Source organism: Cecembia sp. (assembly GCF_007126775.1).
GTDB lineage: Bacteria > Bacteroidota > Bacteroidia > Cytophagales > Cyclobacteriaceae > Cecembia.
Map to the genome: position 1 here is coordinate 19,958 of NZ_SLAP01000187.1, position 23,490 is coordinate 43,447.

25 protein-coding genes are annotated in these 23,490 nt (G+C 39.4%); 10 read left to right on the top strand and 15 right to left on the bottom strand.

What is annotated here, in order from left to right:
• Positions 1-22: 22 nt before the first annotated feature.
• The 6 genes from dnaJ to QZT73_RS12455 all read right to left on the bottom strand — a co-directional run bounded on the left by dnaJ (position 23) and on the right by QZT73_RS12455 (position 5,000).
• Positions 23-1,129 carry a molecular chaperone DnaJ gene (dnaJ, locus tag QZT73_RS12430; protein ID WP_291788440.1) on the bottom strand — a complete coding sequence of 369 codons (1,107 nt, stop codon included), beginning with the start codon at positions 1,127-1,129 and terminating at the stop codon, positions 23-25.
• Positions 1,130-1,138: 9 nt separating this feature from the next.
• Positions 1,139-1,717 carry a nucleotide exchange factor GrpE gene (locus QZT73_RS12435; RefSeq protein ID WP_291788443.1) on the bottom strand — a complete coding sequence of 193 codons (579 nt, stop codon included), beginning with the start codon at positions 1,715-1,717 and terminating at the stop codon, positions 1,139-1,141.
• Positions 1,718-1,788: 71 nt separating this feature from the next.
• Entirely contained in the window at positions 1,789-2,784 is a 996-nt protein-coding gene (obgE, locus tag QZT73_RS12440; RefSeq protein WP_291778892.1) for a GTPase ObgE, read from the bottom strand.
• A gap of 83 nt (positions 2,785-2,867) precedes the next feature.
• The gene (locus tag QZT73_RS12445) at positions 2,868-3,440 is read right to left on the bottom strand and encodes an adenylate kinase (protein WP_291778895.1); all 573 of its coding nucleotides are present in this window, start codon (positions 3,438-3,440) and stop codon (positions 2,868-2,870) included.
• 36 nt (positions 3,441-3,476) lie between these two features.
• On the bottom strand, positions 3,477-4,007 hold the full coding sequence (gene hpt, locus QZT73_RS12450; RefSeq protein ID WP_291778897.1) for a hypoxanthine phosphoribosyltransferase: 531 nt from the start codon (positions 4,005-4,007) through the stop codon (positions 3,477-3,479).
• 84 nt (positions 4,008-4,091) lie between these two features.
• Positions 4,092-5,000, bottom strand: coding sequence for a M20/M25/M40 family metallo-hydrolase (locus QZT73_RS12455; RefSeq protein WP_291778932.1), 909 nt, complete (start codon positions 4,998-5,000; stop codon positions 4,092-4,094).
• A 177-nt stretch (positions 5,001-5,177) separates the two neighbouring features.
• Here QZT73_RS12455 and QZT73_RS12460 point away from each other — a divergent pair, with 177 nt between their 5' ends.
• Positions 5,178-6,455, top strand: a complete 1,278-nt coding sequence (locus QZT73_RS12460) for an OmpA family protein (RefSeq protein ID WP_291788446.1) — start codon at positions 5,178-5,180, stop codon at positions 6,453-6,455.
• A gap of 181 nt (positions 6,456-6,636) precedes the next feature.
• Here QZT73_RS12460 and murA read toward each other — a convergent pair whose 3' ends face one another.
• From murA to QZT73_RS12480, 4 genes are read right to left on the bottom strand one after another with little or no spacing between them, the layout of a single operon-like run.
• Positions 6,637-7,944: a UDP-N-acetylglucosamine 1-carboxyvinyltransferase gene (murA, locus tag QZT73_RS12465; RefSeq protein WP_291778901.1), complete on the bottom strand. Its 1,308-nt coding sequence runs from the start codon at positions 7,942-7,944 to the stop codon at positions 6,637-6,639.
• Complete coding sequence (locus QZT73_RS12470; protein ID WP_291778902.1) at positions 7,945-8,613, bottom strand: DUF4290 domain-containing protein; 669 nt, start codon at positions 8,611-8,613, stop codon at positions 7,945-7,947.
• Between the two features lie 54 nt (positions 8,614-8,667).
• A complete protein-coding gene (locus QZT73_RS12475) occupies positions 8,668-10,920 on the bottom strand; it encodes a UvrD-helicase domain-containing protein (protein WP_291778904.1) in 2,253 nt (750 codons plus the stop codon).
• A gap of 40 nt (positions 10,921-10,960) precedes the next feature.
• Positions 10,961-11,809, bottom strand: a complete 849-nt coding sequence (locus QZT73_RS12480; RefSeq protein WP_291778906.1) for a lysophospholipid acyltransferase family protein — start codon at positions 11,807-11,809, stop codon at positions 10,961-10,963.
• A 108-nt stretch (positions 11,810-11,917) separates the two neighbouring features.
• Here QZT73_RS12480 and QZT73_RS12485 point away from each other — a divergent pair, with 108 nt between their 5' ends.
• The 6 genes from QZT73_RS12485 to QZT73_RS12510 all read left to right on the top strand — a co-directional run bounded on the left by QZT73_RS12485 (position 11,918) and on the right by QZT73_RS12510 (position 16,029).
• Complete coding sequence (locus QZT73_RS12485) at positions 11,918-12,517, top strand: sigma-70 family RNA polymerase sigma factor (RefSeq protein ID WP_291778908.1); 600 nt, start codon at positions 11,918-11,920, stop codon at positions 12,515-12,517.
• A 59-nt stretch (positions 12,518-12,576) separates the two neighbouring features.
• A complete protein-coding gene (locus tag QZT73_RS12490; RefSeq protein ID WP_291778911.1) occupies positions 12,577-12,849 on the top strand; it encodes an anti-sigma factor in 273 nt (90 codons plus the stop codon).
• Between the two features lie 6 nt (positions 12,850-12,855).
• Positions 12,856-13,428, top strand: a complete 573-nt coding sequence (gmk, locus tag QZT73_RS12495; RefSeq protein ID WP_291778913.1) for a guanylate kinase — start codon at positions 12,856-12,858, stop codon at positions 13,426-13,428.
• A 13-nt stretch (positions 13,429-13,441) separates the two neighbouring features.
• Positions 13,442-14,008 carry a nicotinate (nicotinamide) nucleotide adenylyltransferase gene (gene nadD / locus QZT73_RS12500; protein WP_291778916.1) on the top strand — a complete coding sequence of 189 codons (567 nt, stop codon included), beginning with the start codon at positions 13,442-13,444 and terminating at the stop codon, positions 14,006-14,008.
• A gap of 55 nt (positions 14,009-14,063) precedes the next feature.
• Positions 14,064-15,035: a hypothetical protein gene (locus QZT73_RS12505; protein ID WP_291778920.1), complete on the top strand. Its 972-nt coding sequence runs from the start codon at positions 14,064-14,066 to the stop codon at positions 15,033-15,035.
• Between the two features lie 124 nt (positions 15,036-15,159).
• The gene (locus QZT73_RS12510; RefSeq protein WP_291778923.1) at positions 15,160-16,029 is read left to right on the top strand and encodes a diacylglycerol kinase family protein; all 870 of its coding nucleotides are present in this window, start codon (positions 15,160-15,162) and stop codon (positions 16,027-16,029) included.
• A 71-nt stretch (positions 16,030-16,100) separates the two neighbouring features.
• Here the strand turns inward: QZT73_RS12510 and QZT73_RS12515 are convergent, their stop codons facing one another.
• Both QZT73_RS12515 and QZT73_RS12520 read right to left on the bottom strand, forming a co-directional pair.
• Entirely contained in the window at positions 16,101-16,712 is a 612-nt protein-coding gene (locus tag QZT73_RS12515; RefSeq protein ID WP_291778926.1) for a sigma-70 family RNA polymerase sigma factor, read from the bottom strand.
• Entirely contained in the window at positions 16,703-17,839 is a 1,137-nt protein-coding gene (locus QZT73_RS12520) for a glycosyltransferase (RefSeq protein WP_291788449.1), read from the bottom strand. Before QZT73_RS12520 ends, QZT73_RS12515 begins: the two co-directional genes overlap by 10 nt.
• Positions 17,840-17,970: 131 nt before the next feature.
• On the opposite strand from QZT73_RS12520, the gene tgt reads away from it, so the two are divergent.
• The 3 genes from tgt to QZT73_RS12535 are packed head-to-tail and all read left to right on the top strand — an operon-like array spanning position 17,971 to position 21,099.
• Positions 17,971-19,101, top strand: a complete 1,131-nt coding sequence (gene tgt, locus QZT73_RS12525) for a tRNA guanosine(34) transglycosylase Tgt (RefSeq protein WP_291777813.1) — start codon at positions 17,971-17,973, stop codon at positions 19,099-19,101.
• Between the two features lie 2 nt (positions 19,102-19,103).
• Positions 19,104-20,177, top strand: a complete 1,074-nt coding sequence (locus tag QZT73_RS12530; RefSeq protein ID WP_291777816.1) for an LptF/LptG family permease — start codon at positions 19,104-19,106, stop codon at positions 20,175-20,177.
• Position 20,178: 1 nt separating this feature from the next.
• Positions 20,179-21,099, top strand: a complete 921-nt coding sequence (locus QZT73_RS12535; RefSeq protein ID WP_291788452.1) for a DMT family transporter — start codon at positions 20,179-20,181, stop codon at positions 21,097-21,099.
• A gap of 813 nt (positions 21,100-21,912) precedes the next feature.
• Here QZT73_RS12535 and QZT73_RS12540 read toward each other — a convergent pair.
• Genes QZT73_RS12540 through ispE form a run of 3 tightly spaced genes read right to left on the bottom strand, consistent with a single transcriptional unit; the run spans position 21,913 to position 23,324 of the window.
• The gene (locus QZT73_RS12540) at positions 21,913-22,248 is read right to left on the bottom strand and encodes a type II toxin-antitoxin system PemK/MazF family toxin (protein WP_291788454.1); all 336 of its coding nucleotides are present in this window, start codon (positions 22,246-22,248) and stop codon (positions 21,913-21,915) included.
• Entirely contained in the window at positions 22,235-22,477 is a 243-nt protein-coding gene (locus QZT73_RS12545; RefSeq protein ID WP_291788456.1) for a ribbon-helix-helix domain-containing protein, read from the bottom strand. The genes QZT73_RS12540 and QZT73_RS12545 overlap by 14 nt, the downstream gene beginning before the upstream one ends.
• A gap of 40 nt (positions 22,478-22,517) precedes the next feature.
• Positions 22,518-23,324: a 4-(cytidine 5'-diphospho)-2-C-methyl-D-erythritol kinase gene (gene ispE / locus QZT73_RS12550; protein ID WP_291777828.1), complete on the bottom strand. Its 807-nt coding sequence runs from the start codon at positions 23,322-23,324 to the stop codon at positions 22,518-22,520.
• Positions 23,325-23,490 lie beyond the last annotated feature (166 nt).

The window sequence follows — 23,490 nt, forward strand, 5'->3', positions numbered from 1 at the left end:
GAATTTCTTCCGGCTCCAAATTTTAAAAAAATTCTTTCATTTTGTCGAAGAAACTTTTTTCTCCTGTTCCAGGATCAGGACGAAAATTCTCTGCGTTTCTTAATCCTTCCAAGGTTTGTTTTTCCTCTTTGGACAGTTGCTTTGGTATCCATACATTGACATGGATCAACTGATCTCCTTTTCCATACCCATTAATGTCTTTTATACCTTTTCCTTTCAAACGAAGGATTTTCCCTCCTTGGGTACCGGGTTCAAGTTTGATTTTCACTTTCCCATCTATGGTAGGTACTTCAATCTGTGCGCCAAGTGCTGCATCAATGAAACTCACATAAAGATCATAGACTACATTGTTACCATCTCTTTGGAGCGTATCGTCTTCAATCTCTTCGATAACAATCAAAAGATCTCCTGGAATACCACCGGCAGTTTCATTCCCCTTGCTGGACATGCTGAGTTGCATACCGTCAGCCACCCCTCCGGGGATATTAATAGATAAGATTTCTTCTTTTAGTACCAGGCCTCTGGCATCTGCCTCTGCAGGCTTTTTGTCCACGATCTGACCATTTCCGCCACAGACGTGGCAGGTACTTGCTGAGACCATCTGCCCCAACATGGTATTCACTACTTTTTTAATCTGACCGGATCCTTGGCAGGTAGAACAGGTTTTGAAAGTAACGCCATCAGCCAAAACGTGTCGTTTTACTTTAATTTTCTTCTCAACACCATTGGCAACCTCCTTGAGGTTTAATTTGAGTTTGACCCTTAGATTGGTTCCTTTTTTTGCCCTTCTTCCTCCTCGGCCTCCACCAAAAAAGGATTCAAATCCGCCACCGCCAAAAATATCACCGAACTGGGAGAAAATATCCTCCATATTCATTCCACCACTACCATAACCACCGTTACCGCCTAGGCCCTGATGCCCAAATTGATCATAGCGCTGTCGTTTTTCTGGATTACTCAGCACTTCATAGGCCTCTGCTGCTTCCTTGAATTTTTCTTCAGCTTCCGGGTTATCCGGGTTTTTATCTGGATGGTATTGGATTGCCATTTTACGGTAGGCCTTTTTAATTTCCTCCGCTGTTGCACCTTTGGATACTCCCAATACCTCGTAATAATCTCTTTTAGCCATGATATTTTTTTAAGCTCCTGTTACTACTTTGGCGTAGCGGATTACCTTATCTCCAAGGGTATAGCCTTTTTCCACTACATCAATTACTTTTCCTTTCATTTCTTCATTTGGTGCAGGAATTTGGGTTATGGCTTCCTGCGTATCGGCATCAAAAGAATTACCTATCAAGTCTTCCATTACCTTCACTCCTTTGTTTTCCAAAGTCTTCACCAGTTTTTGGAAAACCAATTGGTTGCCTTCTCTTACTTTTACCACATCACTTTCCTTTTCACTGGCTTTGAATGCCCGCTCAAAATCATCGATTATTGGTAGAATTTCTTTGATTAAATCCTCAGAAGCTGTTGTGATTAGGTCCAAACGCTCTTTCGCTGTTCTTCTTCTATAATTTTCAAACTCAGAATATAGCCTGAGGTACTTGTCTTTTAGATCAGCTACCTCTTTCTTTAGGTTTTCTTCGATAAAAGATAGTCCATCATCTCCTACATTTTCTGCATTGGACTTGTTATTTGCTTCTCTAAGATCTTCCTGTTTTACTTCCTGTTCTTGAGAAGTAGTTTGCTCTTCATTCATAATATCTTTATCACTCATCTTTCTCAAAATTTAATAATAACACGTTATCAATAAATTTGCCATTGCGGTTTTACTGACAAACTGACACTTTATTGCTCGGTTATGGCCTGCCAAAGCATGTCTTTCAAGCGGTCTAGGTTGTATTGGCTCACAGCAGAAATAAATATGGATGGCAATTCTTTTGGAACATCCTTATTCATTTCTCCCATTAGCTCCTCATCCAGCATATCTGCTTTGGTGATTGCCAATAGCCGTTTTTTATCTAATAGTTCAGGATTGTATTTTTCAAGCTCCTTGAGAAGGATTTTATATTGAAGCGAGATGCTGTCGGCATCTGCTGGAATCATAAAAAGTAGAATGGAATTTCTTTCTATATGTCTGAGAAAACGTAATCCCAGTCCTTTTCCTTCCGATGCACCTTCTATAATTCCGGGTATATCAGCCATTACAAATGATTTATCATCTCTGTACGGGATGACACCAAGGTTAGGCACCAAGGTAGTAAATGGATAATCTCCTATTTCTGGTTTTGCTGCTGAAATACTTGACAACAGGGTGGATTTGCCTGCATTGGGGAAGCCAACAAGGCCAATATCTGCCAAGAGTTTCAATTCCAGAATGATCCATTCCTCTATTCCAGGTTCTCCCGGCTGGGCATAATGTGGTGCCTGATTGGTGGCAGTTTTGAAGTGATCGTTACCCAGTCCACCTCTTCCTCCAGAGGTTAAAATGACTTCTTGTCCATCCTCAGTAATTTCAAAACGGAGCGCCATTGTTTCAGCATCCTTGGCCACAGTCCCAAGAGGTACTTCTAAGATAACATCGTTGCCATCCCTGCCTTTTCTTCTGCCGCCTTCCCCTCCTTTGCCCTCTTCGGCAATGACATGCTTTTTATATTTTAAGTGTAAGAGGGTCCAAAGTTGGGAGTTACCCCTCAGGATGATATGCCCTCCTCGACCCCCGTCACCCCCGTCAGGTCCTCCTTTTGGAACATGTTTTTCCCTTCGGAAATGTACCGAACCACTTCCCCCTGCACCGGATCTGGAACAGAATTTTACATAATCGATAAAATTGCTATCAGCCACTTGTTTGATGGTTTATAAATAAAATTGGCCAAGCTTTGGAGCTCAGCCAATTGTATTATGCAAAGGTAAGAATAATTTAGAGATTAGTACCTGTCAATTACATTACAGATGTCCTGGAATATTCCTTCTATGGTTCCAACACCATTGACTTTTGATAATTTTCCCTGTTTTTCATAATACCCTGCTACTGGGAGTGTTTCATCCAGATAAACACCTATACGCGTAGCAATTTTTTCTTCATCCTGATCGTCTGCCCTTCCTGAGGTCTTTCCTCTTTCCCTGATTCTTTGTTTCAGGACTTCTTCTTCCACTTCCAAGGCTATCATTACCGAAATTCCAGAATTGTTTTTTTGCATCAATTTATCCAAAGCCTCGGCTTGGGCCACAGTTCTTGGGAATCCATCAAAGATAAACCCATTTGTATTTGGCGTATTGGCGATTTTATCATCGACCATACCAATGACCACTTCGTCAGGAACAAGTCTACCCTCATCCATATATTTCCTTGCCAACTTTCCGAGTTCAGTTCCCTCTCCAAGGTGTTTTCTGAATAAATCTCCTGTGGATAAGTGTGTCAGCTGGTATTTTTCAATAATTTTTTCACTTTGGGTTCCCTTTCCTGCACCAGGAGGGCCAAATAATACGATGTTCAGCATTTCTTTGATATTTTTTGATTCAACACTTTACAATTTTCATGTGGACAATTGGTAGATTTCAGGAATATTCCTCCCGAAACCATCATAATCCAAACCATAGCCTACAACAAATTTATTGGGTATCTGAAACCCAATATAATCAAGGGCAACGTTATGTCGGAGTGCATCAGGTTTGTACAGTAAAGTTACCGTTTTGACAGATGCAGGTTCCTTTTCATTAACTTGGGACAGTAAATTTATCATGCTTAGGCCTGTATCTACAATGTCCTCCACCAATAATACATGTCTATTTTTCAATTCTACATCCAACCCGATCAATCTTTTGACTTTTCCTGTGGATGAATCCCCCTCGTAGGAAGAAATTTTAATGAATGAAATTTCTGCCGGGATATCAATGGCTTTTGAAAGATCCGACAGAAAAATGTAGGCACCATTGAGCACACCTATAATAATGGGATCTTTTCCCCGATAGTCTTTTGATATTTCCCTGCCCAATTCTTTGACCCTTTTTTCTATTGTGGGCTGTCCTAGATAGGGTTTAAATATTTTGTCTTTGACTTCAATCATTGGGTTAAATAAAAAAGCCCTTGAGGCAGGGCCTTACAAATATATAAAAAAATGCATCCAGCGCATTTATTAAATTGCTAAAGCCTATAGATTCTCTAAAAGAAACCTGTACATTTCTTTCATTGCTTCCAAGTCTTGTAAGGCAACCTTCTCCTGGGGGCTGTGTACATTGTCCTCCGGGGCACCTATAAAACACCAATCTATGGCATATGGGGCAAATTGGATTTCCCTTCCATCACTTCCGCCAATTCCCTCTACTTCCAATTGATAGGGAATACCGCTATCCGTTGCCAGCTGGATGATTTTATCAATAAATTTTCTCCGAGGAATAAATTTATCACGAATGGAAATAGCCACGCCATTGCCATGTTGGACGCCTTCGGTTACCCAAGTAATGTCAGAAATCAAGGCATTTTGGATAGGGGAGGTTTCCTGTATGAATTTTAAAAGGAAAGGCATGCTTCCCCCACCATGCTCTTCATAGGTTGAAAATACTATCCAGCCATTTTCAATGGTTTCACATAGCATTAGGGCATTGTAAACCCCTAACCTATTGTCCAAGTAGGAGGCTTGAATAAAATCTTCGTCAATTTTAATGTTTTGAGCAAAGGAAAGCCTTGTGCCACGTTCAATAGGCCTGGCAAAATCATGAAAGATTTGATCTTCTTTTTCTATGAGTTTACACTGTATAGGTCCAAGACTGTCTTCTCCCACCAGTTGCATCCCATCAATAATCTCTGGTCCTCCAATGGGCACCAGTTGGTTTTCGTACCTTACCATAAAACCAATGGTATCAATATGAGCAAATACAGCGGTACTTGGATTTCCAAATTTCAGTAACAAACAATCATGAAATTTTTCTCCGGAATATACTTTTGGCAAAACCTTCCATTGATCTTTTCGTTGTAATACATAGTTATAAACGAACGCTGTCATTCTGGATTCATCACCCGAAACGCCTTGTATTTCTAAGAGGTCTTTCAATAAATTCATCTTGGCATGGTTTCTGATCATCAAATTTATGAGAAAATTTTGCCCTAATAATCAAAAGAATTTGAAGAAAGTTTAAAGTTTTAAAAATAAAATATACATTTGTGGTTAGTTAGAAGTTTATAAATTTGCAGTTAAATCAATCAAACACTTAAAAAATTTGGACAAAAATTTTTTATTATGAAAAAATTAGTACTCTCTACAATTATGGCGGGTGCATTGGCTTTAGGAGCAAATGCACAGGTTGACTACAACAGGTGGTCTGTTGAGTTTGGTGGTGGATTTAATAAACCAATGGCCCCAATTACCCCTGGTTTTTATTCCCCATCTCTTAACATTGGACATGCTGAACTAGGCGTCAGATACATGTTCAACGAAAAATTTGGTACGAAACTTGATTTTGGTTTCGGTTCATTCAGTGAAGCTTCAAGGGATAACAACCCAGAGTTTTCTACCAATTATCACAGAATTAACCTACAAGGTGTTGCTAACCTTGGTAGGATTATGAATTTTGAAACATTCACCCAAAGACTTGGCCTTTTAGCACATTTAGGTGGTGGTTTTGGACAAGTAAGGCCACAAACCGGTCAGTTCACTGATTTCAATGATAATGTATACAATATTATCGCTGGACTTACAGGTCAGATAAGATTGTCTGATAGAATAGCCCTAACGGGTGATATCAGTACCATTTTAAATGGTAGACAAACTGTAGCCTTTGACGGTGGTTCACTCATCGGCCCAATGGATCCAGGATTTTATGGTGCCAATGGAACATGGTGGACAGGTTCATTAGGTTTAAATATCTACTTGGGTAGCAAAGATGTACATGCTGACTGGTATATAGCAGCAGACAAGTATGCTACCAAAGATGAGTTGGCTCAGCAGATCGGTGAAATCAGGGATATGTTGAAAGATTCTGATGGAGATGGAGTTCCTGATTACCTTGACAAAGAACCAAATACTCCTGCAGGAGCAAGAGTTGACTCTCATGGTAGAACGTTGGATTCTGATGGCGATGGTATTCCTGATCACTTAGACAAGTGTCCATTCGTACCTGGTCCAGCATCTAACGATGGTTGTCCAATAGAAGAAGTTAAAGAAGTTGATTTCTTTAAGAAAGCAATCAATGAAGGATATGTTAATGTGTATTTCGCTTTTGATAGCGCTAAACCACTAGGTTTCTCCGCTTCAGGTATAGATTATGTAGCGAACTTCTTGAAAAGAAATCCTGGTGTAAATGTTGAATTGAAAGGTTATGCAGATGAATTAGGCCCTGAAGATTACAACATGAAGCTTTCTGAAAGAAGAGCTAAAGCTGTGCATGATGTATTGGTTGCTGCAGGTATCGATGCTTCAAGATTGACCGTTAAAGGTTATGGTGAAGATACCAGCGTAGATAAGCGTTCTGCAGATGCCCGTCAGTTGGCAAGAAGAGTAAGCTTCGAAGTAAAATAATTTGATTAATTGCAATAGATGATAAAAGGTCTTCCATTATGGAGGGCCTTTTTTTATGAACTGTTGTTAACAAAGTCTACAAATAGGAAACAATTTCCCAGATGTATTCTCCTTTTCGATTTACAAAAAAAGGCCGCTCCTAGGAAGCCGCCTTTATTGAAATACATTTCCAGTTTGATAATTAGTTTATTCTTACAATATCTGCACCAAGGGCATTGAGTCTTTGGTCTATGTATTGGTAGCCACGATCTATTTGCTCGATATTATCTATAATTGATGTGCCTTCAGCTGACATGGCTGCGATTAATAAGGAAACGCCAGCTCTAATGTCCGGTGAAGTCATCCTTATACCCTTGAGAGGGTATTTTCTATCCAAGCCTATTACAGTGGCCCTATGTGGGTCACAAAGGATGATCTGGGCGCCCATATCAATTAACTTGTCAACGAAAAATAACCGACTTTCAAACATTTTTTGATGTACCAGAACAGTTCCTTTTGCCTGTGTAGCCGTTACAAGTACTATACTTAAAAGGTCAGGCGTAAATCCAGGCCAAATGGCATCGGCTACGGTAAGTATTGAACCATCAATAAAGGATTCTATTTCATAATGCTTTTGGGAAGGGATAAAGATATCATCTCCTTTGAATTCCATTTTGATTCCCATCCTTTTGAAAGTATCAGGGATAATACCCAAACGCGGAATCTTTGCATCCTTGATAGTGATCTCTGACTGCGTCATGGCTGCCATTCCTATAAATGAGCCAATTTCAATCATATCAGGAAGCATTGTGTGTTCTGTTCCTTTCAATTTTTTGACACCTTCTATTTGTAGTAAATTGGAACCTATCCCCGTAATTTTGGCCCCCATCCTATTGAGCATATCGCACAATTGCTGCAAATAAGGCTCACAGGCTGCATTATAGATGGTGGTTTTGCCTTCAGCCATAACAGCTGCCATGACGATGTTTGCAGTTCCTGTAACAGATGCTTCGTCAAGAAGCATGTAAGCTCCCTTCAGATTTTTGCCGTCTATGTGGTAGATCTCTTTTTTACTGTCATAATTGAATTGGGCACCGAGTTTTTGGAAACCATAAAAATGCGTATCCATTCTTCTTCTCCCAATTTTATCTCCCCCGGGTTTGGATAGTCTCCCGTGACCAAATCTTGTCAAAAGAGGCCCCAGTATCATCACAGAACCCCTGAGTGAAGATGCTTTTTTTAAAAAATCTTCCGTTTCAAGATACTTTAAATCTACATTGTCAGCTTGAAATTCAAAGGACTCAGGACCTAATTTGAGGACTTTTACCCCCATATCAGATAACAGTTCAATGAGCTTGTTAACGTCGCGGATATTTGGAATTTTATGTATGGTGACTTTCTCTGAAGTCAAAAGTACGGCACAAAGAATTTGTAATGCCTCATTTTTAGCTCCTTGAGGGATGATTTCTCCCTTAAGCTTTAAACCTCCTTTTACTCTGAATGATGACATTTATCTGCGTTTTTTGGAATGTCCCCCATTTCTTCTTCTATCTCCTCCATTGAATTTCTTCCTGCCTCCTCCGGAAGAACTTCTTTCTGTTTCGGATGGCAATTTGAAATCTCTTCTGGTATTGGTTTCAAAGAGGCCCATTTCCCTTACTTTTTCAAGATCGATATGCAACTTCCCTTTCGACAGTGTTTTGATATCATCAATGATAATGGCATCGTCAAAGTTGTCCCTGTTCCAAGTGGAATGAAAACTTCTCATCAGTTGGCCGATATAGATAATGGCAGTTTCCTGCTCTTCATCATCTTCTATTTCAACCGCCTTTTCTATCAGTTTTTCAATGTTTCTTCCGTAGTGTTTGAACTTGATTTCTCCTTTGGGGTAGCCCACACGTTGTGGTTTTTTAAAAAGTAAATCTTCTTCAGGCTTTGGATATGGACCATCCACGTCCAAGGCAAAACCGGACATGATATGGATATCATCCCAGATTTTTTGGTCGTTTTCAGTTTTCATGTGTGGATTAAGCTGCTTGACCAGCTCGACCAATGCAAAAGCACTTTGTGTACGTTTATCTCTGTCTTCTATTCCAACAATATGATTGGCCAGACGCTGAATGTTTTTACCGTACTCTTTTAGAGTAACGGCATGTTTGTTTGTTTCTACATTTTCCATAAAGTGTTGATTTACCCGGGCACACCAATTGAAAAAATAATTTTCTTGGTCCCGCTAATCTATAATCCGAAGCTTTGCAAAGCTAAGTAATAATACCTTTTCTCCAAAGTTATCAAATTGTATGCTAGCTTTCTTATTTATTCCTTCAATTTCTATTTTGGTGACTTTTCCATAACCAAACTTCGGATGCTCTACCAGCATGCCTTCCTGAAGATTATTGGTATTGGAAGGTTTGAAGTCCGGGCTGGGGGTATGTATTTTGGCTGTAGTCATTGGCCGGTTGGCCGGTTTTTTTATCCCGACAAAACCAGACCTTCCCTCTGAAGATTCATTCCTTAAGGCACCTGAAAGGGCTGTGGTCATTCTTTTATTTACACGGATACAGGCTGGATCTACCTCTTCTAGAAAGCGGCTAGGTTCGCAGTTGAGGAGTCTACCAAATCTATACCTTGTCAGGGCATAAGTAAGGTAGAGTTTTTCCATCGCCCTTGTAGATGCCACGTAAAACAGTCTCCTTTCCTCTTCCAGATCCTCTCTGCTCTGCATCATCATTTGGGAGGGGAATAGGTCCTCCTCCATTCCCACTACGAAAACCTGTTTGAATTCCAATCCTTTAGAAGAGTGTATGGTCATCAATGTCACCGCATCTGTGGTATCTTTGTCCCTGTCATTATCTGTCAGAAGTGCTATTTCCTGGAGGAAAGCCCCCAGACTTTTGTCTTCATTTTCGGGATTGTCCACGTACTCTTTTATGGCGTTGAGCAATTCCTGCACGTTTTCGTACCGGTTAAGCCCCTCTATGGTCTTGTCTTCATACAATTCCCTGAGCAGACCGGATTGTTTGGCTATGGAGTTGGCAGCTTCATAAGCATCTTTTCTTTCCATCTCTATGCCAAAACTCTTGATCATCGTAGTGAAGTCTTCCACTGTATTGGCGGCCCTGCCATTTAAAAAGCTGTTGGCATTGGTAAGGACCTCCCAAAGGGGGATATCGTGTTCATAAGCCGCCACAAGTATTTTTTCTACAGTGGTATTTCCTATTCCTCTTTTGGGGTAATTGATGACCCTTTTGAAGGCTTCCTCATCTTCTCTATTGACTACAAAGCGCATGTAGGCCATCAGGTCTTTGATCTCTTTCCTTTGATAAAATGAAAGGCCACCCACAATTTTGTAGGTGATATTCATTTTCCTCAAGGCTTCTTCAATGGATCTTGACTGGGAATTTGTCCGGTAAAGTACTGCAAAATCGCTGTTATCAAGTTTTTTATTATTTTTTTCTTCAAAGATGGTCGTTGCAACCATCCTGCCTTCCTCATTATCAGAACTCGCTTTGATCAATTCGATCAGCTCACCATGGTGGTTTTGGGTCCAGACTTCTTTTTTGAGTTGGGCTTTGTTCTTTGCAATGATACTGTTCGCTGCTTGAACGATATTTTTGGTGGAGCGGTAGTTCTGCTCCAACTTGACTACAAATAGGTCAGGGTAGTCTTTCTCAAAATTGAGTATGTTCTGGATATCCGCACCTCTAAAGGCATATATACTTTGCGCATCATCACCCACTACACAGATGTTTTGGTGTACGGCAGCCAGCTTTTTGGTGATCAGGTATTGGGAGACATTGGTATCCTGAAACTCATCCACCATCACATATTTGAAGCGCTGCTGGTATTTGTTCAGCACATCGAGGTGATCCCGAAAGAGTACATTGGTATTGAAAAGCAGATCATCAAAATCCATCGCACCAGATTTGAAGAGCCTTCTTTGGTAGTTTCTGTATATTTCGCCCATCCGGGGCTTCATCGCTGCCTCATCATCGGTTTTAATAAAGGGGTCATTGAGGTAAGTTTCCCAAGAGATTAACCTGTTTTTAGCTCCTGAAATTCTGGAAAGCACGGTATTGGGTTTGTATACTTTATCATCCAGTTTCATTTCTTTGACGATGGTCCGGATGAGGGATTTGCTATCGTCGGTATCATAGATGGAAAAATTGGAAGGATAGCCTATTTTATCAGATTCTACCCGCAGGATTTTCGCAAAGGTAGAGTGAAAAGTTCCCATCCAGGTATTTCGCGCTTCAAGGCCGATCAACTGCTCGATCCGGTTTTTCATTTCTGCAGCAGCCTTATTGGTAAAAGTAAGCGAAAGAATATTGAAAGGATCAATACCTTTTCCGTGTATCAAGTGGGCAATTCTGTAGGTAAGTACTCTTGTTTTACCAGAACCTGCACCCGCGATGATCATCAGGGGGCCTTCGGTATGTTCAACTGCTTCTCTTTGGGGGGGATTGAGTCCTTTTAAATAATCCATGCTTCTTTTTTCCAACAAGGTTCAAATTTAAGGATTTTTTTCACTCCCCCTTCTTCCACTTCCAACGATTATGGCTCCAAAGGTAGATTTCTGGTGCTTCTTTGATATTGTTTTCCAACAAGGTTATAAAACGGTCTGTAATGCTATGTTCTGGCTTTTCAGTGTAGGGAGGGGTATCAATCATTTCATACCGGAAGACATAGTGTCCCCTTTTGGGTTTGGATACATGGGCATAAAGGACAGGATGACTGAATCTTTTGGCTAATTTTTCTGCCCCTTCAAAAAAAGCTGTTTCCCTATTCATGAAATCTGTCCAATAGCGGATATCTCTGTTTCCGGGTCTTTGATCTGCTGCCAGCACAATCATTCTAGGTTGGTTTCTTTTTCTCAAATAATCTCTTTGAAACGCCCCCTTTTCCACCATCTGTCCACCGAAACGCGTCCGGATTTTCATCATCAGTCTTTCAAAGAAGGGGTTATTTACTTTTGAATAGACTACATCGACATGATTGTTGATGTTTGCCATCATATGTAAGAGATGCCATTCCCAATTGAAAAAGTGTCCTGTCATCCCAATCAGTACCTCAGAATTGTCAATGTGTTGATTTACAAAATCAAAATTGATAATCTTTACCCTCTTGTCAAATTCCGCAGCCGACATACTGTAGGCCTTGATGGTTTCTGCGAAAGAATCAGTGAGGTTCCTGAAAAACTTTTTTGCGATTCGTTTTCGTTCCTCAGCGGATTTGTCTGGGAAGGCATGCCGGATGTTTTCTAAGATGACTTTTTGTCTGTATTTCAAAATATGGTACCCAAATAGATACAGGATATCTGTAAAAAGATAAAGTAAGGATAAGGGTAAGTAGGATATCAGTCTGAATAGAAACATGCCGTTGGCTTGGTGTCGTCTGCTAAAAGCATTCAAAATAAGCTAAAAGCCCTGACTTTATTGAAAAAAATTAGTGATAAATTTAACCATTGATTACTTTTGGTACTTATGTCTCAAGTGCAGCGCAAAAAATATTCCGATAAGGAAAAGAACCATATATTTGACCAGGAATTTATGCCACACATAGATTCCATGTACAATTTTGCCTACCGTTTGACTTTCGATGAGGATGATGCCAAGGATTTGGTGCAGGATACTTATTTGAAGGCCTACCGCTTTATCAATTCTTTTGAGCAAGGGACCAATGCAAAAGCCTGGCTTTTCAGAATTCTGAAAAATTCATTTATCAACGATTACAGGAAAAAAAGTAAACAACCTGCTAAAGTCGATTATCAGGAAGTTGAAACTTATTACAACTCAGATGATGTTGATTACAGCGGAACTACGGATCTCCGTGTAGATGCTGTAAAAGACATGTTGGGTGATGAGATATCCAATGCTTTAAACAGCCTGGCTGTAGACTTCCGTACAGTGATCATCCTATGTGATCTGGAAGGTTTTACCTATGAGGAGATGGCCAAGATTTTAGATATTCCAATCGGTACGGTAAGGTCAAGATTACACAGGGCCAGGAACTTATTGAAAGAGAAATTGCGTTCCTATGCACAGAGTATGGGGTACGATACCGATGGAGAAGAATTTACTTGAGCTTGGCTTTTAAAAGTTGGGAATGTACAAGGTGAAAGGCATTATTTATTAAGATTAAAATGGATAAAAATTTATCATCAGCTGGAGAAAAGAAGACAAACTGTTCGGAGCAGAGCAAATGTTTCCAGCTATTGGAAAGTATCTTAGACGGGGAAAACATACCTGACAGTGATAAGATATTAAAGGAAAAACTGGAGAAATGTGAACCCTGTTACAGGCATTTTCACTTGGAAATGGCAATCAAAGAGTTGTTAAAAACCAAGTGTTGTCACCAGATAACTCCTCAGGATCTTCTGGATAACATCCGTAAAAAAGTAGAGGAAGCAAAGTAGAGATCCATGACTTCAGGTAAAGCCATTATTTTTTCAGCACCCTCTGGCTCTGGGAAGACCACTATTGTTAGACATTTATTGGATAAGTTTCCAAATTTAGGATTTTCAATTTCTGCCTCTACCAGGGACAAAAGGGGAAGGACCGAGCAGAATGGAAAAGATTATTATTTTCTTTCCCCTGAAGATTTCAAGAAAAAAATAGATGAAGATGCTTTCATAGAGTGGGAAGAGGTATACGAAGGAAACTTTTACGGAACCTTGAAAGAAGAAATTCAACGCCTTTGGGATGAAGGGAAGCATGTTATTTTTGATGTGGATGTAAAGGGTGGGCTCAACCTTAAAAAATATTTCGGGGATAAAGCTTTGGCCGTTTTTGTTAAAGTCCCTTCACTTGAAGTACTTCATGAAAGACTAAAGGACAGGGGCACAGAATCAGAAGAAAGCCTTTCCAGAAGATTGTATAAAGCCAAATTCGAGTCTACATTTGCAGATAAATTTGATACCATTATACTTAACGACAATATGAAAAAGTCATTTGAAGAGGCGGAAAAAATGGTAGCAGAATTCCTTTCCAAATAATTCTCTTGTTGTTTTGAAAATCGGACTCTTTTTCGGATCTTTTAATCCAATTCACATAGGTCATTTGATTATTGCCAATGTGATGCAGGATAGGACTGATCTTGATGAAGTCTGGTTTGTAGTAAGTCCACATAATCCTTTAAAAAAACAGAAATCATTATTACATGAGTTTGATCGGCTTAAGATGGTAGAGCTCGCCATCGCCGATCATTTTTATTTTAGGGTATCCGATGTAGAGTTCAACATGCCCCGTCCAAGTTATACTATCGATACATTGTCCCTACTTTCGGACAAATATCCCCAGCACCAATTTAAACTCATTGTTGGAGGTGATAATCTCACCCATTTTCATAAATGGAAAAATCATGAGAAGATTTTAGAATATTTTGGACTTTATGTGTATCCCAGGCCAGGAGAAAATCCTGATTTTCAGCACCCACAAGTTATATTTGTTGAGGCTCCTTTGATGGATATTTCTGCTACTTTCATCAGAGAATCGATAAAAAAGGGACATTCTGTGAAATATCTATTGCCTCAAGCCGTAGTGGACTATATCAAGGATAAGAAACTATTTTTCTAAGGTTATTTCTTGGTTAAGTTGCTTTTTATCAATACCTTATGTAAAAATTATTTTTATGAGATATTGGCTGTTTTTTGCTCTGGGATTAGTTTTTTCCTGTTCCCTTTTTGAAAAAGGAGATCTTATAGATAAGATGCCAAAGCCTTTCAATGAACGGGAAACTGTCAGTGTGCTATCTGAAAGGTTAACCTATTTAGATGCGGAAATGATAGAACTTGGAGATAATCAGGTAGAATACCGGTTTTTGTTGAGGCTATTCGATGCGGAGGATAATTTGATTTTAAGTCCTAATAACAAGGAACTTCTCTGTGAATTTGTCGGCAAATATGTTGGATATGGATATGGTACTCCTGATCCGGAGGTTTGCGGTTTGTCTTATTATTTTTCATTTAGGAATTTAGGACAAAGGTCGCTTAAGTCGAGCCTACATGTAGTAGTTTCAGGGGATATCAAAGCATCAGATCCTTCGGATCAGCTTACAGGTCTTCCCTTCGATCTAAAGGAACTTAAAAAATTAGAATATTGTCCGATTGCATGGGAAAAGATGGATTCAGAGCTTGTTTTTGAAGATACCAATTGGAGATTTATTGGTTTTTTGAATGAATGGGGCGAAATATATTCAACTCCTTCCTGCGAAGATCAAAATGTTGCTTTGAGTTTTAGGAAGGACATACAAGAAGGTGATCCTTCTTTTGTTTCTTTAGGTGATCCTGATGCCAAGTACTTTGAACTGAGTAGTGAGGTATGGGTATCCGAAAGACCAGGGGATGGAGTAAAGTTATACTCAAGACTGAATTCCAATCAATTGGTAGTATTTTCTGGGTTGATTCCTTTGACAAGTAATCCAGGCCCATCCAATCGGGATAGAGATAATTTCGTCAACAACTCACTGAACAGCCTCCACAAGTATGACAGCATTCATGCTATTCTTCAAGTAAAAGATACCATCGACTTTTCAATTGATGGAAATACTTTGAGAATTTGGAATAAGAATACAGGTATTCAAGCACTGTTTTTCAATCAATAAAGCTTAGATAAAATCCAATTAGTACAATTTTTTTATAACTTATCTTTAGCTTAAATCATTGGTTTGTAGTATGCGTGCAATAAAAAAAATTTCCTTTATCATACATGGTAAAATAAGGCGCTGTTTGAAGCTTCAAAAGGAAATTGAAGCTATATTTTTCCCTGATTTTGTCTTGGATTTCAAAGTTACTACCCAATCAATAAATGCGATTGACCTTTCGATCGAAGCACTGAAGGAGAGTACAGATTTCCTTGTGGCAGTAGGCGGAGATGGTACGGTAAATGAGGTAGTAAACGGTTATTTGCAATTTCAGACGACTAAAATTATTCCATTAGGGGTTATTCCTTTAGGAAGAGGTAATGATCTTGTCAAAAGTTTAGGAATCAAAAATGATTTAAAGTTGCTTTATAGGAGCCTTTCAAATTCCGAATTCAAAAATCTTGATGTAGGAAAATTATCATTTTTCGATTTTCCTCAAAAAAATTTAAAGTCCCGGTATTTTATCAATATTGCTGACATTGGTTTAGGAGGTTTGGCCACCCAAATGGTAAGAACTAGTCCCCGGTTTTTAGGAGCCAACTGGACATATTTTTGGTCAATCTTACGGTCTTTGTGGATGTATACTGCCCAAGATGTTGTATTGTCTTGTTCTGATTGGAAGTACAGTGGAAAAATCATAAGCATTTGTATGGCGAATGGAAGATTTTTCGCGAGCGGACTTGCTATTGCCCCCAGTGCCCTCCTTGATGATGGGAAAGCTGAAATTGTGATTGTTGGAAAGGTAGGATGGCTTGATTTTTTAAGGCATTTACCTCAATTAAGAAGAGGCGAAAAGTTACAACATAGAGAAATCAAGTATTTATCAGCTAGTGCATGTCAAATTGATTCTCTCATCCCTATGCCCATAGATATAGATGGGGAATTTGTAGGATATACCCCGTTGAGCATGAAAATGTTGCCCCAAAGAATCAAAATAATTGTGCCAAGGGGATGAATTATCCATGCTTTCCAGCAAAAGAATTCAACAAAATTAACACTGAGAAACAAGTGGTAAAGTATTGGAATTTATATGTGCCGTTCTTTACCTTGGGCGATTTCATACAACAATTCCCTGGAGCGGTGAAGTTGTGCCTTTACTGTGCCGAGAGGTTTTTCCAACTCCTGTGCAATTTCTTCATAGGACAATTCATCGAAATAGCGCAATTGCACCAATTTTCGGTATTTGGCCGGAAGCTTGTCTACAAAAATTCTGACCATTTCGATTCTTTGAGACCTGATAAATTCATCCTGAGGATTGTTGTCATCGTCTTCCACATCGATGTTTACAGCATTGCCACTGTCATCGCTCATGGTGGTATTTAGACTCATAGTCTTCAGTTTCTTTTTTCGGATAAAGTCAATGGTATTATTGGTGGCTATTCTAAAAAGCCAGGTTGAAAAGGTATAATCCTTTTTAAACTTATGGAGGTTTTTGAAAGCTTTGGCAAAGGCTTCCATAGTCAGGTCTTCTGCATCGTCCGCGTCCCTGATCATTTTCAAGATCATAAAATACACTGCCTTTTTGTAGCGTTTCATAAGGGCAGCAAAAGCTTGCTGATCCTTTTCTATGACCGCCCTGTCAATAAGATCAAAATCTTCTAGTGCCTTATTGGAAAATCCTCTTTCGTTTACTTCCATTTAACTTTTTTTGATTGGTATCCTAATGCGCCAAGGATCCAAAAGTACCCCAGGTACATCAAATCGAAAAAACCTATCCAAAAGACAGCGGCCTTCCCTTCCAGTTTTTTCCTTGCTGATGTGAATACTGATGTAAGCAGTATGGATCGAACAATAATTATACCTAAAATAATTCCAAAATGTTCCCAGTTTTCTTCTAAAGCAGCAATAATAATTAAAGAAATGGAGGAAACCCAAAAAAGCAGGTGGCTAAAAGCGTAAATTCCTATTTTTGGTTTGTCTCCTATATGGTAATATTTTCCAGCATGAAAATGTCTTTTTTTCTGCGTGAAGTAAGATTTCCAACTCACCTCGGGTTCTGAGATGGTAATGCTTTCAGGATCTATTACCACAGCTGTGTTTTTTCCTTTTGCATACAGGTTGACAAAAAGGTCATCATCACCTCCATTGATATGCCACAGGCCCTTAAATGCTTTTTGATCCATAAAGAAACTCCTCCTGTAGCAGAGATTTCTACCTACTCCCATAAATGGGGATTTCCAGAGCGCAAAGGATATGTATTGTAGCCCTGTCCACAAAGTTTCAAATTGAATCCAGCTGTTCAAAAGCCCCTTTCCGCAGCTATACTGAGAAAATCCGAGTGAAAAGGTTTTTCCTTCATTGCGTACAGGTGCAGTCATCAGCCTCACCCATTTATTGCTTTTTGGAATACAATCCGCATCAGTCAATAGCAGGACATCATTTTTTGTAACTTTGATTCCCAATGTCAGGGCATATTTTTTGGCTGTCACATGCTTTGGCGTGTATTCTACGGTCACCGTTCGTAATTTGGGATATTGAGACATCATTTCCTCCAAAAGCCCCCTAGTGCCGTCCCAAGACCTGTCATTGATTACCAGCACTTCATAATTTGGATAATCCTGACTACAGAGGACAGGGATTAATTTTTTAAGGTTTTCTTTTTCATTATGCGCAGCCACGATGACTGTAACGCCTTCGGTTTTTGAATCTGGGTTTTGGTCTTTCTTTTTATACAAAAAGGACATGCGGCCAAAAATGATCAGGATATAAAAAAGCTGTACTCCCAATCCAATCAAAAAAACCACCAATAGAATTTCTGTAACCATTCCTTTACCTTTACATGGCAAATATAGAATCAAATTGAGGATGGATTAAGAATAAGCTTATATTTTTGTCTTCTGGATTGGGACAGACTTATCAGATTAGAAGAAAAAGCACGTTTCCCCAAAAAATTAAGATGAAATTTAAATTAGAGCATAGCGATACAAAGAGCAAAGCCAGGGCAGGCACCTTAATAACCGATCATGGAGATATTCAAACTCCTATTTTTATGCCGGTTGGTACAGCAGGTTCAGTCAAAGCTGTGCATCAGCGCGAGTTGATGTATGATGTCAAGGCCCAGATCATACTTGGTAACACTTATCATCTTTATCTTAGACCTGGGCTAGATATTATAGAAAAGGCAGGTGGTTTGCATAAATTCAATGGTTGGTCCAAACCCATGCTGACGGATAGTGGCGGGTATCAGGTTTTCTCTTTGGCCGAAAACCGCAAATTGACAGAGGAAGGGGCTGTGTTTAAATCCCATATAGATGGATCCAAACACTTGTTCAGTCCCGAAGGGGTCATGGATATCCAAAGGGTTATTGGTGCAGATATCATTATGGCATTTGATGAGTGCCCTCCTTACCCTTGTGATTTTGACTATGCCAGAAAATCCATGGAATTGACCCATCGTTGGTTGAAACGCTGTATTGATCGCTTTGACAGTACAGAAGGCAAGTATGGATATAGTCAAACCTTATTTCCTATTGTTCAGGGATCGGTATACCCCGAATTGAGGAAACAATCAGCAGAGTTTGTAGCTTCCTGTAACAGAGAAGGAAATGCCATAGGTGGTTTGTCTGTAGGGGAGCCTGTGGAGGAAATGTACGCAATGACGGCTATGGTGACCGAAATTCTGCCAAAAGATAAGCCAAGATATCTCATGGGTGTGGGTACTCCGGCCAATATATTGGAAAGTATAGCCCTAGGGGTGGATATGTTTGACTGCGTAATGCCTACCCGAAACGCCCGAAACGGCATGTTGTTTACTTCGGAAGGAATCATCAATATCCGGAATGAAAAATGGAAGGCTGATTTTAGTCCCATTGATCCACATATTAATTCTTATGTAAGTTCGTTTTACTCAAGGGCCTATTTGCGTCATTTGACTATAGCCAAAGAAATATTGGCATCTCAGATTGCCAGTATCCATAACCTGAGCTTTTACTTATGGCTAGTGGGGCAGGCCAGAGAACACATTATTGAAGGAGATTTTGCCATTTGGAAAAATCAGATGGTAGAAAAAGTCAGTCGGAGATTATAAGCATGAAGATACTGGATAAATTGATCATCAAGGACTTCCTCAAGACCTATTTTTTTGTGGTTTTGATGCTGATCCTTATTGTTTTGGTACTGGATTTTACCGAAAAGAATGATGCCTTTATCCGTAACCAGGTGCCAGCAAAATACATTTTGGTGTATTTGTTGAATTATGGACTTTATCTCAACAATTTATTGACCCCTATCACTGTTTTCATTTCGGTCATTTTCATTACCTCCAAAATGGCAGGCAGGACTGAAATCATCGCTATTTTGAGCAGTGGCGTAAGTTTTGTGCGCTTATTGGTCCCTTACCTCATAGGTGCTTCCCTGATAGGGATTGCTGCTTTTTTTCTCAATGGTTGGGTCCTTCCCGGAGCTACTGCAGGGGTAACTGAATTCAAGTCCAGATGGATGGAGGAGAGCAAGTTCTACACAGAAAACAATATTCATATCAAAGTAGCTCCTGATGTGTACGCTTATATTTCCAGGTATTACTCCTCAGGAAATACCGGTTATAACTTCACTTTAGAGCAAATCCGAGATGGGCAATTGATATCCAAGTTATCCGCTGATAGAATAGTCTGGGATACAGCAGTCAATTCCTGGTCGGTTAAAAACTGGAGATTGAGGGAACTGCATGACTGGGGTGAGGAGTATACCGTCGGAGAGTCACTGGATACACTGCTTTCCATTACACCCAATGATTTTGATTTGCCGGTCAACCACCACGAGACGCTGAAGCTCCCTGATCTCAATAGGCAGATTATTCTTTTGGAAGAAAGGGGGGCAGATAATGTCAATTATTACAGGATTGAGAAGTATGTCCGGTTTATGTCACCCTTCTCGGCATTGATACTTACTTTTATTGGTGTCATAGTTTCTTCAAGAAAGACAAGAGGAGGTTCAGGCTTTCAGATTGCCCTAGGTTTTCTTTTGGCATTTATTTATATCCTGATGTTTTTGCTCTCCAGGACTTTTGCAGAAGCAGGTACTGCCTTTCCTTTACTGTCTGTTTGGATTCCCAATATCGTTTTTGCCGTGACCGGCATGTTACTTTACAAAACTGTTCCCAGATAAGATGCTGCCCGACAAAACAGTCAAAGACTACCTGATGCTCCATTTCATCGTTTTGATCTGGGGATTTACGGCTATCCTTGGCCTTTTGATCAGCATAGCCTCTTTGGAGATTGTTTTTTATAGAACCTTGATTGCTACGGTAATTTTAGGGTTGATTTTCTTTTGGAGAAAAACTCCCATCCATCTTCCTCGAAAGGAATTGGGGAAAATTATTGGAACTGGTTTTATCATCTGCCTGCATTGGTTGCTTTTTTTCTGGGCAGCAAGGGTGTCCACTGCCTCAGTTTGTCTGGCAGGTATGGCTACAACTTCTTTATGGACTGCTTTTTTGGAACCCATTGCAAATAAGAGGAAAGTCAAAGCTTTTGAAATTTTTTTAGGCTTATTGGTAATAGCAGGATTATATGTGATTTTCCGATTTGAATTGGATTATTGGCTGGGTTTGGTTATGGCCATCGGCTCTGCTTTTTTGAGCGCAGTATTTACCGTCATCAATGGGAGATTTGCCAAGCGCCATAATCCCTATATATTAACTTTTTATGAGATGTTTGGGGCTTGTGTTTTTGCTGCCATGCTCTTACCGGTTTATGGATATTTTTTTGCGCCTGAGGGCTTACAACTGATTCCTAGTGCCATGGATTGGTTCTGGTTGTTTCTGCTCGGTGGAGTTTGTACAGTTTATGCTTTTTCTGTTTCCGTGGAGCTTATGCGTAGGATTACCGCTTTTGCTGTCAATCTGACCATCAACCTGGAACCGGTTTATGGGATCATTTTAGCTGTCCTGATTTTTGGAGAAAAGGAAAAAATGACCGGGGGATTCTATCTGGGCACCTTGATTATTTTGGTGTCTGTGTTGATTTACCCGGTGTATAATTATTACCTGAGGAGAAAGGCAAAGGGAAATAACCTGTTGCGGGCATGAGAGAAGATAATTGATATTTGAGAATTCTTAAATGACCGGAGGATTTTATTTGGGTACCTTGATCATTTTAGTGTCTGTACTAATTTAAAAGTTCTTTTATTTGCAAAAAAAATCAAACAACCAGCTTAAATCTGATACCTCTGATATTAACAATTTTTATTAAAGGATCATCTTTAAGATATTTCCGGATTTTGGTGATAAATACATCCATGCTTCTTGCTGAGAAAAAATCATCCGTACCACAATGCTACCAATCTGCTGAATAATTCATAACTCACCTTTCTGAATCTTTCAAATACTCTGAAGAATAGTACAACCTATTCTATCCTTCCCAGATTAATTTTGTTAAATGTGTCTTTTGATATAGGAAGAAAATAGTGACAATAGTGTCCTTGACCGAGACATGAAAAACACAATTTTTTTATTTGTTAAAGTGTTATTCATACAGTTAACCCTTCTCTCGAGCTTGTCAGGTATCGGTCACTAATCTAAGTTCAAGCAGTAATAAATTTCTTAAAAAATTAACTTAATGTTCAAAAAACTCCTAAATAGATTTTAAAGTTAAATTATGAAGAATTTTCAGATTGAACCTTTGCCTCTTTTTTGAAATTATAGACTTAAGTACAGCTTGATAAATTTAACTTTACGACAATGTAATCCTTCAAAGTTATGACTTTACAGGAATAAAATCTTCTAAAGTTATGACTTTACGGGAATTGAACTCCAAGCGAAAAGTTAACTTTTCAAAGACCTTCACAGAAGCTTATAAAAGTCAAAATACCTAGGTGAATAGGGGAGATTTTAGGGAGTTTGTCAGTGCAAAGTAGTAATATCCTGCAAAGTTTCTAAGGCCTTTTTAACCTCCTCCTCAGAAATTTCCCCAATCTTTTCTACCAGCCGCTCTTTGGCAATCGATCGGATATGGAAAATCATCATTTCAGAAGGTGCTTTCAGGTTGTTGGCAGGGTTAGGCTGTAGGATTGGATTGCCTTGGTAATTTTTGATTTTTGTAGTCAATGGTGCCGTAATGACCACATTCAGGTATTTGTTGAGCAGGTTTCCACTGATAATGACTACAGGTCTAAATCCAGCTTGTTCCGAACCTCTAACAGGATTCAAGTCTGCATACCAAATCTCACCTTGCCTCATCTTCCAGCTGTTTGAAGTACGCATGCATGCCTTCTTCTGCTAAAGTCAGGATATCCTCATCATCAGCTGCGGTTTTGTAAGATTTTACATAAGCTGCTCTTTTCAGATGGTCCAGATAGAGACTGAGTGCCTTCTCTATCAGTTTATTTTTAGGCATACCCATGGTATTTGCATACTCAGCAAGCCTTTGCACGAGGTCATCGGGGAGTGAAGTAGTGATAGTGATCATATTTACTGTATTTTTTGTAAATATAAAACATAAATATAAATCACACTACACTCTCAAAAACAAAGTATCCTGAGGGCCAGCTGCGTGGTTCTGGTTTAGCTGTAAACAGTCCAAACACAGTCGAACCTGAACCGGACATGGCGGCATAATAAGCGCCCATCTCATATAGTTTGGCTTTGATTTCGGCCAGCTCAGGGTATTGGGGGAAGATACTGGCTTCAAAATCATTGACAAGCATTTCTTTCCAGCTGCTTTTGTCACTCAGTATTTCCCTAAGTTGAAATTTTGGTTTTTGGGGCTTGATGCCTGCGTAGGCTTCCTTGGTGCCGACATGTATGGGCGGTTTGATTAAGACAATATGGTCACCCTGAATATTTACATCGACTGGTTCTAAAATCTCTCCCCTTCCAGTAGCAATTTTAGGTGTATTTTGAATGAAAAATGGGCAGTCACTTCCCAGTTGGGAGGCATAATCCTCTAAAATCCAATCTTCCAGATGCAGTTCAAATAATGTATTCATCAAAGTTAAAGCAAAAGCACCATCTGCCGAACCACCACCAAGCCCTGCCCCCATCGGGATGTTTTTGTGCAGGTGAATATGTAAATCGGGGAGGTCATTGAAATCTTTTCGAAGAATCTTTACAGCTTTTAGTATAAGGTTATCCTTCTCCTCACCGGGGATATCCAAACCGGAAGTTTCAAAAACGGCTTTTTTGCTGAGGATTATTTCTAAGGCATCATTAATGGGAATAGGAACCATACAGGTTTCGACATCATGATAGCCATCTTTTCTTTTGGAAATAATGTGAAGGCCAAGGTTTATTTTGGCATTAGGGAAACATATCATAGAAGCAAATAAAGTAATTGCAGTAAATATGGTAATAAAATATCGGAAACCTTATTGATTTAACCGTAGTAAATAAAGCAATTTGTTAAAAAAATGATGGCCATATAAAGTGAAGATTGAAGAAAAAATAAAAAAAATGGTTATTTATTTATCCGACATCAAACTC

Excerpts from the sequence above, each read along its gene's own strand:
- dnaJ (WP_291788440.1), bottom strand. The coding sequence starts at position 1,129 with ATGGCTAAAAGAGATTATTACGAGGTATTGGGAGTATCCAAAGGTGCA.
- QZT73_RS12435 (WP_291788443.1), bottom strand. The coding sequence starts at position 1,717 with ATGAGTGATAAAGATATTATGAATGAAGAGCAAACTACTTCTCAAGAA.
- QZT73_RS12445 (WP_291778895.1), bottom strand. The coding sequence starts at position 3,440 with ATGCTGAACATCGTATTATTTGGCCCTCCTGGTGCAGGAAAGGGAACC.
- hpt (WP_291778897.1), bottom strand. The coding sequence starts at position 4,007 with ATGATTGAAGTCAAAGACAAAATATTTAAACCCTATCTAGGACAGCCC.
- QZT73_RS12455 (WP_291778932.1), bottom strand. The coding sequence starts at position 5,000 with ATGAATTTATTGAAAGACCTCTTAGAAATACAAGGCGTTTCGGGTGAT.
- QZT73_RS12460 (WP_291788446.1), top strand. The coding sequence starts at position 5,178 with ATGAAAAAATTAGTACTCTCTACAATTATGGCGGGTGCATTGGCTTTA.
- murA (WP_291778901.1), bottom strand. The coding sequence starts at position 7,944 with ATGTCATCATTCAGAGTAAAAGGAGGTTTAAAGCTTAAGGGAGAAATC.
- QZT73_RS12470 (WP_291778902.1), bottom strand. The coding sequence starts at position 8,613 with ATGGAAAATGTAGAAACAAACAAACATGCCGTTACTCTAAAAGAGTAC.
- QZT73_RS12475 (WP_291778904.1), bottom strand. The coding sequence starts at position 10,920 with ATGGATTATTTAAAAGGACTCAATCCCCCCCAAAGAGAAGCAGTTGAA.
- QZT73_RS12480 (WP_291778906.1), bottom strand. The coding sequence starts at position 11,809 with ATGTTTCTATTCAGACTGATATCCTACTTACCCTTATCCTTACTTTAT.
- QZT73_RS12485 (WP_291778908.1), top strand. The coding sequence starts at position 11,918 with ATGTCTCAAGTGCAGCGCAAAAAATATTCCGATAAGGAAAAGAACCAT.
- QZT73_RS12490 (WP_291778911.1), top strand. The coding sequence starts at position 12,577 with ATGGATAAAAATTTATCATCAGCTGGAGAAAAGAAGACAAACTGTTCG.
- gmk (WP_291778913.1), top strand. The coding sequence starts at position 12,856 with ATGACTTCAGGTAAAGCCATTATTTTTTCAGCACCCTCTGGCTCTGGG.
- QZT73_RS12505 (WP_291778920.1), top strand. The coding sequence starts at position 14,064 with ATGAGATATTGGCTGTTTTTTGCTCTGGGATTAGTTTTTTCCTGTTCC.
- QZT73_RS12515 (WP_291778926.1), bottom strand. The coding sequence starts at position 16,712 with ATGGAAGTAAACGAAAGAGGATTTTCCAATAAGGCACTAGAAGATTTT.
- QZT73_RS12520 (WP_291788449.1), bottom strand. The coding sequence starts at position 17,839 with ATGGTTACAGAAATTCTATTGGTGGTTTTTTTGATTGGATTGGGAGTA.
- tgt (WP_291777813.1), top strand. The coding sequence starts at position 17,971 with ATGAAATTTAAATTAGAGCATAGCGATACAAAGAGCAAAGCCAGGGCA.
- QZT73_RS12530 (WP_291777816.1), top strand. The coding sequence starts at position 19,104 with ATGAAGATACTGGATAAATTGATCATCAAGGACTTCCTCAAGACCTAT.
- QZT73_RS12535 (WP_291788452.1), top strand. The coding sequence starts at position 20,179 with ATGCTGCCCGACAAAACAGTCAAAGACTACCTGATGCTCCATTTCATC.
- QZT73_RS12540 (WP_291788454.1), bottom strand. The coding sequence starts at position 22,248 with ATGAGGCAAGGTGAGATTTGGTATGCAGACTTGAATCCTGTTAGAGGT.
- QZT73_RS12545 (WP_291788456.1), bottom strand. The coding sequence starts at position 22,477 with ATGATCACTATCACTACTTCACTCCCCGATGACCTCGTGCAAAGGCTT.
- ispE (WP_291777828.1), bottom strand. The coding sequence starts at position 23,324 with ATGATATGTTTCCCTAATGCCAAAATAAACCTTGGCCTTCACATTATT.